Annotated in this window: 7 protein-coding genes, 1 tRNA gene, 1 rRNA gene and 1 pseudogene; 3 read left to right on the top strand and 7 right to left on the bottom strand. The window is 49.2% G+C overall.

The genetic code is table 11. From position 1 onward, the window contains the following. Positions 1-5: 5 nt before the first annotated feature. The 3 genes from rrf (at position 6) to QUF18_RS13850 (ending at position 1244) form a co-directional block, all read left to right on the top strand. A 5S ribosomal RNA gene (gene rrf / locus QUF18_RS13860) occupies positions 6-120 on the top strand. A 142-nt stretch (positions 121-262) separates the two neighbouring features. Beyond that, a tRNA-Met gene (locus tag QUF18_RS13855) sits at positions 263-339 on the top strand. A 341-nt stretch (positions 340-680) separates the two neighbouring features. Continuing rightward, on the top strand, positions 681-1244 hold the full coding sequence (locus tag QUF18_RS13850) for a hypothetical protein (protein ID WP_289387808.1): 564 nt from the start codon (positions 681-683) through the stop codon (positions 1242-1244). Between the two features lie 308 nt (positions 1245-1552). Here the strand turns inward: QUF18_RS13850 and QUF18_RS13845 are convergent. The 7 genes and pseudogenes from QUF18_RS13845 to QUF18_RS13815 all read right to left on the bottom strand — a co-directional run bounded on the left by QUF18_RS13845 (position 1553) and on the right by QUF18_RS13815 (position 12735). Beyond that, a pseudogene (locus QUF18_RS13845) lies at positions 1553-2649 on the bottom strand (IS3 family transposase). Positions 2650-2799: 150 nt separating this feature from the next. Continuing rightward, positions 2800-3858: a GNAT family N-acetyltransferase gene (locus QUF18_RS13840; protein ID WP_289387807.1), complete on the bottom strand. Its 1059-nt coding sequence runs from the start codon at positions 3856-3858 to the stop codon at positions 2800-2802. 567 nt (positions 3859-4425) lie between these two features. After that, on the bottom strand, positions 4426-4752 hold the full coding sequence (locus QUF18_RS13835) for a hypothetical protein (RefSeq protein ID WP_289387806.1): 327 nt from the start codon (positions 4750-4752) through the stop codon (positions 4426-4428). A gap of 414 nt (positions 4753-5166) precedes the next feature. Then, the gene (locus QUF18_RS13830) at positions 5167-6117 is read right to left on the bottom strand and encodes a DUF4357 domain-containing protein (RefSeq protein WP_289387805.1); all 951 of its coding nucleotides are present in this window, start codon (positions 6115-6117) and stop codon (positions 5167-5169) included. A 192-nt stretch (positions 6118-6309) separates the two neighbouring features. Continuing rightward, a complete protein-coding gene (locus tag QUF18_RS13825; RefSeq protein ID WP_289387804.1) occupies positions 6310-9552 on the bottom strand; it encodes a type I restriction endonuclease subunit R in 3243 nt (1080 codons plus the stop codon). 16 nt (positions 9553-9568) lie between these two features. Beyond that, positions 9569-10642, bottom strand: coding sequence for a restriction endonuclease subunit S (locus QUF18_RS13820; RefSeq protein WP_289387803.1), 1074 nt, complete (start codon positions 10640-10642; stop codon positions 9569-9571). Beyond that, complete coding sequence (locus QUF18_RS13815) at positions 10642-12735, bottom strand: class I SAM-dependent DNA methyltransferase (protein WP_289387802.1); 2094 nt, start codon at positions 12733-12735, stop codon at positions 10642-10644. Before QUF18_RS13815 ends, QUF18_RS13820 begins: the two co-directional genes overlap by 1 nt. Positions 12736-13017 lie beyond the last annotated feature (282 nt).

The following is a 13017-nucleotide window of genomic DNA, read 5'->3' as shown; positions in this document are numbered from 1 at the left end:
GCTGACCTGGTGGTTATGGCGGAGCGGCTGCACCCGATCCCATTCCGAACTCGGCCGTGAAACGCTCCAGCGCCGATGGTACTTTGTCTTAAGACACGGGAGAGTAGGTCGCTGCCAGGTCTGCAAAAGGCACAGAAAACAAAATCTCACAATCAATAAAAACAATAACAATTCCCCCAAATAATTTACCCATTTGGGGTGTTAAACACTGAAGTAATGATCTTCAGTGTAAAAAGCAAAGAGCAAAAAGCTCATTGCTTGGCGCGGGGTGGAGCAGCCCGGTAGCTCGTCAGGCTCATAACCTGAAGGCCGCAGGTTCAAATCCTGCCCCCGCAACCAAAAAATAAACCTGCTTTCAAGCGGGTATTTTTTTGTCATGGGTCATAGAGAAGAACCTAAGTCAGGGGCCCACAAAGAGGCCGAGCCCACGAAGTGGGACACAAAAACTCAAATCCTGACCACGTAACCAAAATCCCAAAAAATACACAAACACCCTGCCAGATATGCAAAGCCCTCTTCGACGTTCAATCAATAAAAGCAAATCAAATAACTGAGGAGGGGAGTGGAAAATAATATCCACTTTTCCACATGATCAGTACCTCTACGATGATGAGTAGTCTGATTGATTTTTATTGATAAAATGATGCTTGTAATGGGCTGCAAACACGAGGAGTGCGAAATTGATTAGAATATTGAGTGCTGCTGTTTTTGTAAGTCTCATATTGCCGGTAGACCTAGCTTCAGCGCAGACCTTCAGCGTTTGCCACGGTTATGATTGCTATTATCGAACCAAAGTTACGCTCAACTCAAAAGATGAAATCCGTATCCGTAATCTGTTACAAAAAGCCAGTCGAAGTGCAGCTGACGAAAGAAACGCATTACGGGCAGCTATTGCAATATTCGAAGAGCGTAGCACTGCATTTATCGGTGTGCGCGACAAGCCAAAGATGCAATTCGGTAAGGCTCGTATTAAAGGGCAGATGGACTGCGTTGATGAATCGAAAAATACGGATAGTTTCCTGCGCTACTTGCAATCACGTGGCTGGCTAAAATACCATTCGCCAGCCCGACGAATGACGCGCGGTTCGTTCATCGATGGTCGCTATCCGCATTGGACTGCCGTGATTAAAGATAACGCGGGGCAAAGTTGGGCTGTTGATTCCTGGTATGAAGCAGGTGGCGGATTGCCGGATATTATGCCCCTTCAAGATTGGAAACGTCGTGGATATGGCGGTGAGCGATAACCAGAAAAGTACATTAAATCCCAAAAAGCAGTATGCCCCTCGAGCGTAAATTGATCCGTTTGCCCATCACGGTATTGACCATGATGTTGATAGAAGAACGGCGCATAAGCGCGACGCAGACACAGGGTCATATGTTGTATAAATAAGCAATATTATATTTATTTAGCATCTATTCGGCCTGTCGAAAATTTACTTGATAATCAGAGATGAAAGAGATGGTTCGGGTTGTCCAAACAGTTCTGGACGTTTCGCTAAGTGGACATCTGCGTCGATTATGCCACCACGATCATTGGCGCTAGCGCGTTGAACTAAGCCCGATCCGGCTTCTGCCAGTCAAGCGATGAATGTGGGCGTCGACTATCGTAAAAGGTCAGATATCGGACAATGCCGACGCGGGCATCGGACATGGTCTTGTAGGCATGGAGGTAGGCTCCTTCGTATTTGATTGACCGCTAGAGTCGTTCAGCGAAGACGCTGTGCCGCCACGCGCCCTTGCCATCCATCGATATGGCGATTTTGACCTTTTTCAGCACCGCTGTGAAGTCGATAGAGGTGAATTGCGATCTCTGATCTGGGTTGAAGATTTAGGTTTGCTATAACGGGCGAGCGCTTGCTCGACCGCTTCTATGCAGAAAGCAGCCTCCATCGTGATCGACAGCCGCAAGAAACCCACCGACTGAACCAGTCCACAACGGCGCAGAGATAGACGAAGTCGCGAGTTATAGGGATATATATCAGGTCCATAGCCCAGACTTGGTTTGGCTGGACGACTGCCAGCTTGCGCAGGAGATAGGGATAGATTTTGAGCCCTGGTGCTGGTTTTGAGGTAGTCGGGCAACTATAGATTGCCTCAATGCCCATCTTCTTCATCACGTGGAGACGTGCAGCCGCCCAGTTGCTAGCCCTTCGCTTCTCAAAAGCCCCTGCAACATCCGGCTTCCGGCATACGGGTAGTCAAGATGCAGTTTGTTGGTCCCCCGCATCAGGGCCAAATTGTCGTGAGACACCGGACGAGGCAGATAATAGACCCTGCTATGGCTGAAAGCCGAGAAGCTTCGCCTCACGGGCGACCTATAGTTTCTGTGAGTGGTCGATTATTGTTTTCTGCCCAGTAATCCCGTCTTGCTGAGCGCTCCGGCTAAAAAAATCGTTTTGCAGTGTCAACTCGCCGATCTTGGCGTGAAGCGTTTTGATATCAACGGTTGGAGCTGCCGCTTCCGTCTTCGCTTTATCGCGGAAAACGATTGTCGCCCCTCAAAGAGCTGGTCTTTCCACTGTTTGATCTGGTTGGCGTGCCATCAAAATGCTGGGATAATCTCACCAGCGCTTGCTCACATCTAATCGCGGCAAGCGCCACCTTTGTCTTGAAAGCCGGGCTGTGGTTTCGGCGCGGTCGCCTCGTCATCGTATCTCCTGTTCCAGGCATCTAAGCCGAAGTCAGGCAGAAATTCCACTTACGCTGACTGTGCAAATTTCTTGAGCAAATTCTGGCCACAATGTGCCAAAGGCTTTTGATGCTTTGACGCATTTTTTGGATGCGTCAAAGTCTCAAATTTTAGTTGGTTTCCATTTCGCGTTTGCGTTGGAGCAACATATGAAAGTCTGGATCATCGGCCAATGTTCGTAAAGCCCAGAATCTTTCAAGCCATTCAGCTTCACCCTCCCAGTCGCTTTCGATTAGGAGTCGAATATTTTCAAGGGCGCGTTCCCGATCACCTGCGAGTGCACGTGCACCTGAAGCGTGAAAGTGACACCAGTTAATAACCTGACTTGCTTTTTCAAAGTGTAAAGCAAGCTTCAAACACGTTTCACTTGTCAGATCGCCGATGTTTTCGGCCGGAAGGCTGCAACTATAAGCGATGTGACGATCCAGTTCAGTAAGGCCAATTGCTTTACCAATTGCCCGAGAACCCTTGTTTGAAGCGTGACTATGCCATTCAATATCCTGAACACCGCGCCTGAAGCATTCTGCAAGTGTTGCAGATGACACTGCACGCCCCAATCCCATACGTTGAAAATCGGGATCCGTTTCTACTCCGATTTCACAGCGCACGCCGGAAACGCTATCCGTCAGGCAATGACTGACGATCTTTCCTTGATATAAAGCGCAAAAGCCAACTGCTTTTTCAAAGAAGACATTTAGTGAGACCCACCCTTCTGCCTTCTCCTCCAGCAACTCAATGTTTTCTGGGGCTTGGCTGAACAGGGCTTGATCAATCGGGACTATCTCAAACTTTGTCGATGGTAGATATAATTCCGGCAGAGTATTTCCTGTAACATATCCCATCCTAATGCGAGGATGCGGTATGGCAAATTGATTGCCCCAGATTTTGGCGAAATGCGGAAACCAACACTCTTCAGCAAAAATGTAAGCCCAGTCCGGAATGATGTCTTTGATTTTATTCGCGGTTTGCAGTGAAATACCTGGATTTCCGGCCAGAAAATAGCTGCTACCATTGATAGCTATGACGATTTTAGGATCTGTATGACTATCTGCCCAGACTTCCCCTTCAATGGATCCGTCAAGAACAGAAGTAATCGTTACGTGAATTGATGAGAGTTTAGCCAGAGTGGCTTGAGCAGCCGGGTAGGCCTTTTGCTCTAATTTTTGCATATAAAAGCGATCCTATGGATGCGATAGCGTGTATTCGCACCATGAGTGATACCAAGTGGAACTGATAATATGTTCCGTTTATGGCCGACATGCACCCGCCGGCATACGGTGAAAAAGTAGCTGTCATCCTGGAACCTCGCTTTATTCAAAAATACACTGCATCAAGGTGCAGAGAGCATTCAAATACGAGCGGATAATTGGCAATACAAGAAATTTTTGTCTCCCTCTCAGGCAATCCGCGAGAGTCAGGCAAGTTCTTGACAATACCAAAACGACAGCTAAATCAGCTTGTTTTAACTGTAAATTTTACAATAATTTCGGTGTATTTAGAAACAATACAAGCCAGACTATAGTCATGTTGGCACCTGTCATCAGTTGAATGTTGCTGCGCTTGAAACCGCAAAGCAAGTTTCACGTCGAACGCGATTTGTATCATAGCCAGGGTCGTGCAACATCGATTTGATTCAGGGGATAGGTCGGCGAAATCCGTTCAAACTGGCGTTTTTTTTTATAAAACTCACAAACGCTCATATGTACACAAACGCGCATATATACTGTCGCAGTATTTCAAACAACTTCACGTGCCGGATAAGATTTTAGAGCTTTAATTGCAGCAGCTATTTCAGTTCTAAAATGTGGTCTTGGTTCAGTTCCAAATAGAAAATTATTTAGTTCCGCTAGATCACTGGCAGATGGCATGTCTATAATGACTGACATTCCATCATACCAAGATCGGCCAATGCCTGCGGCCGTGCTACCGACATCCTTTGGAATATCAAGACCTTCCCCAATTGTTGCTACTAATACGCATCCGGTGATTGGTATGAAAGCTCCAACAGATTTCACCTCGCCTTTCGTGCTAAAGGTTTGGCAAATGGCGATGTTTGAGGTCACGCTGAATTCTGGCGTAAGCAATAAAGCTACGGCTGGTCAAAGTTCGATTCTAAGATGTATGTGGACACTATTGAGGTAATTCGAGAAGTGACGTCAGCCGAGTTGTGGCGAATAGAGCCGCATTGACTCGACCCAAAGCGCCGCAAGCGTGGCTCTTGATCAGGATGTGGTAATTAGCAGCGGTGTTGGAATCGACCAAAATAAGCGATCTCTAATCGACTAATTGATTTAATGGAATTAACTGGCGGAGAGGGTGGGATTCGAACCCACGATGGAGTTGCCCCCACGCCGCATTTCGAGTGCGGGTTGACCGCTCTGCCAGGTCTCAATAGTGCTACATGACACGGGTTGCTAATATTCTCTGGTTTATGTCCAGGTAAATACAATAGTAGCGCTTATACGCCGTATGTGCCCTCACTGTGCCGGATCGTCGGATAAAGTGCCTGAAGCCGCAATCCCGAGGATGGTGCCAAGAGGCTTATTATCGGTCTCTCTGACCCAGTCCATGTAGCCGGTCGAGCTTCTCCCTTTAACAAGTGCAGATGCTGGAGAAGGTTTCGAGAATGGTATGTCTCGCATTAGCTCAAGAAACTCACCTCGTCCGACAAGCTCACCGTCATCGATCAACTGCTGTCGAAGTTTTCTGACATTCGTCGGAAGGCTATCCGTTATCCTGGCATTGATCTTAGAACCAGACATCAGCGTATAGGCTCCATTCACATACTGTAGAAATGCACGGTCCTCCGGGCGACGGGGCAAAGTTGAATACAGGTTGAGTGAAAGATCATGACCATCAGTTATAGCCTCTTCAAGAGGCCTGGCAGAGGATGGGGAAGCTGATGTGCGCTCCTGAACGGAAAACAGATCATATCCCAACGCCTCAAGCACATAGATCATGTTGCTGAGGTATGTCTGCATCGTCGCGACATCTCCGCGAGGTAGGTTAGAACCGGTAGGCTTATTGGTGTTTGCAACCAAAGCCTTCCCGCTATTACCTTTCAGGATGGACCAGAGTTCACGTTCAAGCCACTTGACGTGGGCTCGTGTTAGATTGTCATCCTTGCTCGTAAAGATCAGAAATGTATCGAACTCGATTGGAAACTTACTATTCGTGTATCGCTGAGAGAAGTCGTCACTTTCACCGCAATAAATTTCAGGTAGATCATCATCAGCCCTTGATCTGATCAGCAGGTAAACGCAAGATCGACTGAGAACTTCGTCCTCAAGTGCTTTCTTGAAAAATTCTGGTTGCCCTGTGATGGCAATGCCCGTCCAGTTGTCGAGTTCTACTGTTCGAAGACTACGTGGATCCTTGCCTGTAATAAAAATCTTTACAACCCGACCTACTGGCTCATTTAGACTCAATGGACACCTGTGAATTCACCTTCTGATAGTGCTTCGTAACATGAATCAATGTCTGGCTGTCAAATATGGCCCAGAGGAAAATTAAACTCCATATACATCTCTATACATAGTGCTAAATGTAGCTCGAAGATCGTAATGCCTTTTGGGCATAAAATGCGATAAAACGAGTAAGCCAAACCCGTTCGGCGCGGCTCACTGCATCATCGTATATCCTGCATTAACGTTCGGCCTGAAGCTATGCATGAAATGCTGAAATAGAACGTCCGTCTTCTCATCTAAATCTATTTCGTTATATTTTGAGACTGGTAGCCCGGTCTTGTCGTCGTAAAGCAGGTCATAGATCTGCTGCCGTAAATCGTCGCGAGTGCTCTGTTTCTCAAACAGGTCCTGAACCTCTTCGATACGCTGTTGAATAGCTTTGAGCACTACGACAGAGACGGCCTTGATCTGCCGGATCTCTTCCTTTGAGAGGTCTTCACGTAAAAGCAGGTCGAAGATCGGCTTCTGTTCTTGTGTCAGCCCCAGCGCCACATGACTCTGAGCCTCTTCCTCAAGGTCTGCTGCAATTCTCATCAACGCTTCGAAGGTGGCTTCAATCGTGTTCTTATCTTTTTCCTTGTTATACTCATTGATGATCTGGCCGAAACGAACCTGAAAATCTTCAAGGGTGGGATTAGCGGCCAGCATCTTTGCGAGCCTCTCCTGAAGAACGGTGCGAAGGTCCTGGACATCACTGGCTTTGCGTTCGCTCTTCGCAAATTCACGGCGAAGCAGGTCAAAATTCACCTTTGATATATCGAAGATCTTGTCATCAGAACTATCTGGGCGAATATTGATGGCTTCGCCAACGATGGCGTTCAGCTTCTGAATGATGGCGGATGTGTCGGCGGCCAGCTTGTCTTCTTGAAGAGAGCTGTAGATATAATTTATGGCCTGAAAGTCCGGCTTGTATCGCTCCACATCCTGGAAGGTTAGACAGGATTTGTATTTCCTGAACACAGCTCGGGCAGAAATCTCAAAGCGCTTGCGAGTCTCATCATTTATATTGATCAGTTCCTTGGCATCCTTCAACACCTTGAGCTTATCAAATCCAGTCGCACTGTGCAGTTGTTCAAGCGCAAAACCATCGGCTTGCAGCCCTTCGCGGACGATATATATAGCCTCCGCAAGTTCTCCCAGTAGCGCTTCTTGAGGGGCGAGCGGATCGATGACTGGCTCGTCGCCACCTTCGCCTAGAGGACCCTTGCCGCCTGTGTGCCCTGCAAACGTGGCCAATGCTTTACGAAGGTTCTTCAGAATACCACAATAATCAACGATTAGGCCGTTATTCTTGCCTTCCTTGACCCGGTTCGCCCTGGCGATTGCCTGCATTAAGGTATGCGCCTGTAGCGGTTTATCCAGGTAGAGTGTAGATAATGACGGCACGTCAAAGCCAGTCAGCCACATGGCGCAAACGATTACGATCCGGAATGGATGGTCTTCACGCTTGAAGGCAGTTTCTACATCCAGACGCTTTTCAATCTCGCGACCGCCAACGACCTCACTAATGACAAAGCCGTCCTTCATCCGCTTGCGATGGGGGATAATGTCGAGACCCCAGTCCTTGAATTTCTTGATCTCATTCTGCTCGTCGCTGACGACAACAGCCATCTCGGTTTTTCGCATCCAGGCTATCTGCTGGATACGGATCACACGCTCCTGATCGTCGGAAATATTTGCCAGACCTTTTTCCAGCTCTGTGATCCGCGCCTGCCAAGCATCGGAGATGAAATTATACATCCGCACGGCAGTGATCTTGTCGATGGCGACGAACATCGCTTTGCCACTTTCCCAGTTCGAGGAAAAGTGCCAGGTGAAATCTCTGGCAATATGACGAAGGCGAGGCTCGGCAGTCACCACATGATATTCACGCTTCAGATCATCTGAGAGCTTCGCTGCAACATCCGGATCGTCGATCTCTGTATCAGCAATAGCTTGGGCAAGCTTTTCATTCAGGTCACCGCCTGTTAGTTGCAATTTGTCACCGCGTGCGTCGTAGTAAAGCGGTAGCGTTGCACCGTCCTCGATGGCATCTTGGAAGTCATAAGTCGAAAGATAAGCACCAAAGACCTGTTTGGTGATTTGATCGTTGGAAAACAGCGGGGTTCCAGTGAAGCCGATGAATGCCGCCTTGGGCAGCGCTTTGCGCATGTTCAGCGCCAGTGTGCCATATTGCGAGCGATGCGCTTCGTCTGTCATTACAATGATGTTGTCTCGGCCTGAATAAGCGCCACCTTTAGCCTGATCATCAGTGAACTTCTGGATCATACCGAAGATCACCTTTTTCTGCTGGCCGAGCAGGTCCCTTAGCTCCTGCGCTGATCCGGCTCTGCAGGGGTCTTTGTCGTTGTTGGCCAGTCCGACGCTAGCGAAGGTCTTGTAAATTTGGTTGTCCAGGTCTGTCCGGTCGGTCAGCACCAGAAATGTATAATCACCACCCAGTTTACGATGAACTTTCTGGGTGAACAGTGCCATCGAAAAGGACTTGCCGGACCCCTGTGTGTGCCAGAACACGCCCAGTTTTCCGTCCAGAGCTTGCCGGTTGGCAACTGCCTCAACCGCACGGTTGACGCCGAGAAACTGATGGTTCTTTGCAAGAATTTTCACCGGACCATTCGCGGTATCGGCAAACAAGATGAAGTTCTCGAACAGGTCCATGAAACGCTGTTTGTCACAGACCACGCGTAGAAGTGCTTCCATCGGGAGCATCTCGTCGCGCCGCTCAGACTCATCCAGCTTTAGCCAGTCCGAGAAGTGATCGTAATCCGCGCCGATCGAGCCTAACTTAGCCAAGTTGCCGTTGCCGAGGATGACAAAGGCGTTGAAGTGAAACAGGTGCGGAACTGCGTCCTTGTAGTCGGACAGGTTTTCGGCATAGGCGCGTTTCAGGTCTTTATCTGGGCGCTTAAGCTCGCAGAACATCAATGGTAGACCATTGACGAACCCCACTATATCAGCACGCCGTCGGTGGGCATAGCCGCGCACCCACAGTTCGCGCACAGCGAGGAAGTCATTGTTCTCAGCATTATCGAAATCGAACACCCGTAGCCGCTCTGTTCGCTGCTCGCCGTTCTGGCGAAACTTCACTCGCACACCATCGCGGATCAGTGCATATTTATCCTGATTGATGTGTAGAAGAGATTGCGAGCCGAAAATGTCGGTGACCTCGCGCAGCGCTTGGACATAAGCATCTTCCGGTAAGCCCGGGTTCAAACGAAGCAACGCTTCAGACAGATAGCGAGTCAGCACTACATCCTTATCGGACTTTCTGCCTAGTGTGCCCTCTGGGCCGAAGATCTCTTTGTTCCAAGTCATGACGACACGCCAGCCATGTTCGGCTGCGAGATAGTCGGCCATTGTTTGCTGAACAAGTTGATCTTCGGTAAAATCGTTCATGGGTAATCACTAACCTTTAAACTAGAATGCGTCCATCCATAAGACGTGGAAGCAGAAGATCACGGGCTCGAGTGGCTTCGAATACCTGCCTATTAAGCACATCAATTTGGCTAAATATGCTCTGTGTGATCAGAGTGAATTTAGCCCCAGTGCTTTCATTGGGGATAACGATTTCCTGGTCCTTTAGAAATTTGAAGTGTCGAGCATAGAAGTAGTTCGATAGATCAACCTCCATCAACGCAAAATAGAATTGTTCCTGTGATAGAAGGTTACTGTTTGACTTGATGATTTGTGTTCCGTCAGCGCCTCGCGCAAATGGAAAGTTAACAAACTTCAGGGATCTAGTGTGATCGCCGAATACGATGAGAGGTAGTTCGTCGCGGTAGATGGCATCTGTGTTGTCAGTATAACCGCCAATAAAGGTTTGGCCTTGATCAATACAGGGATACCGACCGGCTCTTTGATATTCATCTTTTCGTATCTTGGGCTTGGCTTTCAAAGCTTGGAGTAAGTCTCGAACTTTTTGCCGTTGCCACCCCTCCGGTAGACCATCAATGATCTTTACCGTCTCATGACCTGGAAAGCGGAGGTGGACAAACCATTCGCGATACAGCAGCCGCGCCGCCTGTTCCAGCAACGCAATTCTACGCCGGTTGTTCTCGATTAGGTCGTCATAGGCCGATAGGATCGAAACTATTCGGTCCTGCGACTGCGGATCAGGGCAGCGCACTTTAATTTTATGCAGGACGTTCCTGTCAACGCCCGGCACAGCGGCCTTCTCGCTCTGATAGTTCTTCAGTTGGTTACGGAGAAAGTAAGCGATGAACTTCGGGCTATTCCCATGAAAGTCAATTGCATAGAGGGCGGTATTCAATGGCCAATACGGTCGATCGAGATAAAAGACCTCGCCTATCGTGCCATATCGTCCGGTTACAACACCTGGCGGTTCCGCTTTTGCCTCATTGTGCCAGCCAGTGATACCAGAAGAGGAGACGACCGGGATGTCGCCTTCAACGCGGCGGTCGTTCGGTAGGTCGTGTCCACGTTTGAGGGTAACCACATCGCCGAGTTCACAATCAGTCCAACTCATCACAGCAACTCTTCAAAATTCTTCGCGATCACCTCGGCGAGTTCTGCTGCCTCGGAGTTCAAGCCGTCTAGTTCCAGATGAATTTCGCGTAACGTCTCTTCAAAGTCGAATTCGTCGTCCTCCACTTCGGGTGCCACGCCAACATATCGCCCAGGTGTCAAGCTGTAGTCGTTCTTTGCCAGTTCATTGTGGTCTACAAGCTTGACTAGCCCTTGCACATCGCAAAGCACGCCTTCAGGAAAACGCGAAAGCAACCAGTGAGCCTGGCTTTCAAAATAACGGAATCGCTTCAGGCTGCCGGTCACCGTCAGTTGCGCTGCCGGATCGCCCGTCAATGCCACTCGTGCCTCAACCATCGCCGCTAGCAGTTTCTTGCCCTCGGATGCGATTTTACGCATCTCAATCGTTACACGCTTGGTGGCAGCCTCGTTGGCCTGGGCCTCGATCAGCTTTTCGCCTTTGGCCACCAGCGCGTCTTGCGCCTTTTGCAGCAGCTTCGTTAGCACGTCGATTTCCTTGATCAGTGCCTTTGCCTTATCACCAAGCGGTTGCATTACCGTCAGCCGGTCATTCAAAGCGACAATCTCGGCAGGGGGCGCGACCAGGTTTACCGCAGCACTGGCGAAAGCGTCGCAATCGGCGTGCAAGCGCTGAGCGGCTTCGGTGGGGGCCTCCGCGCCGAGATGGTGCACAAAAAATGCCACAGCTTCATCCACAGCGTCGCGCAGTCCTGTGAAATCTGCCCTCGCAGCCTCTGTCCGTGCCGTTTCCAGATAATCCTGCACAAGAGCAGTAAACCGCTCTGATTGTCCGCGATAGAGCCAGGTTATAGCCGTGAGATTGCGCATCTGCTCTGGTGAGAAGTCATAGACCTTACGCGTCACCTTGCGGAACACATGACGTGCATCGATCATCAGCACTTTGTCATGCAGATGTTCGGGCTTGGCCTTGTCGAAAAACCACAATTCGCAAGGCACGGTGCGTGTGTAAAAGAAATTACCACGAATGGCGATCATGATGTCTACATCACCGGTCTTTACTAGCGCCTGACGGACATCTGCCTCTTTTCCTCCGGCAGAGGAGGTCTGCGACGACATAACGATACCGGCGCGCCCACGCGACGATAGGTAGGAGTGGAAGAACGACATCCAGACATAGTTGCCGTTTGATACTTTGCCTGCTTTATTGACGCCAGGCAGACCGAAAGACAGACGTTTATCGTCCTTCATCTTCTCCGCGTCGATTTCATCCACGTTGAATGGCGGGTTCGCCATCACATAATCAAAAGGGCCTTGGTCCTGGTGCGGATCTTCGTAATAGCTGATTGCCTTCTCTATATCGCCATCCAGGCCATGAACCGCTAGATTCATTTTAGCCAAACGAATAGTCGTGGGGTTCTTTTCCATCCCATAGAAGGTCAACACCTCGTTGGGGTTGGCTTTCATGGCCTCAACGAAATGCGCCGACTGAACGAACATGCCGCCTGAGCCGCAAGCTGGATCGATAACCTTGCCGCGTGTAGGCTCAATAACGTTGACGATGGTTTCAACGATGCTGACAGGCGTGAAGAATTCACCGTTGTCATGAGCTTTTTGGTCAGCAAACTGCGTGAGAAAGTATTCGTAGATGCGACCGAAAACATCGCCGTCTGCCTTTTGCAATGCTGGATCGTTGAAGATGCGCAACACCTGGCGCAGCACATCATCGTCAAGCTCTGCATATTCCTGTTTCGGCAGCAGGCCCTTCAATGTCTCATAGTCGGCTTCAATGCTTTCCATCGCTGTGATCAAGGCTGTAGCGGCACTTTCACCGTCCGGCAGACCAACCAGCGTGTCGAACTGAGCCTCAGGTCGCAGATAGATAGACCCACGGCGTGAGAAATCTTCCTTTGTTAACTCTCGAACTACACCGCCACGGCTGGGGAGGTTCGGGATGATCTCATACCGAACCTTTAGAAACCTGGAATACGCATGACGTAGAAAGATTAGTCCCATAACGGGCATGAAGTATTCATTACTGGCAAAATTGGAGTTCGCACGCAGCGTGTCAGCAGAACTCCAAAGCCGTTTCTCGATATTACTAATATTTTCCACGATGCTCCGACTATCTGTTTTTGTGTCTGCTTCAGCGTTATTGAAAACGCTTATGCCATCGCATGGCGTATATATCAATTGATGGATTGATTTGGTAGTTGCTCAGAATAAACGTATAGAAACACTCGGCGGTAGTTCAATAATGCGAGTTTATCGCCTCGCCCCGAAAACTGGAATAAAGCAATATCCAAAGCTTCAAAATGGCTGCTTTGTTCTTGGTGATTTAAAGCATGGCAACGAAAGCACCATGCGAGGAACCAAGTTCTCGTGCGCACGGAGCAG

This window comes from Pseudochrobactrum kiredjianiae (genome assembly GCF_030362795.1).
GTDB classification, from domain to species: domain Bacteria; phylum Pseudomonadota; class Alphaproteobacteria; order Rhizobiales; family Rhizobiaceae; genus Pseudochrobactrum; species Pseudochrobactrum kiredjianiae.
This window is presented reverse-complemented; position numbering and strand designations above follow the sequence as displayed.

Coding starts and splice junctions, on each gene's coding strand:
- QUF18_RS13820 (WP_289387803.1), bottom strand. CDS start 10,642: ATGAGTTGGACTGATTGTGAACTCGGCGATGTGGTTACCCTCAAACGT.
- QUF18_RS13840 (WP_289387807.1), bottom strand. CDS start 3,858: ATGCAAAAATTAGAGCAAAAGGCCTACCCGGCTGCTCAAGCCACTCTG.
- QUF18_RS13825 (WP_289387804.1), bottom strand. CDS start 9,552: ATGAACGATTTTACCGAAGATCAACTTGTTCAGCAAACAATGGCCGAC.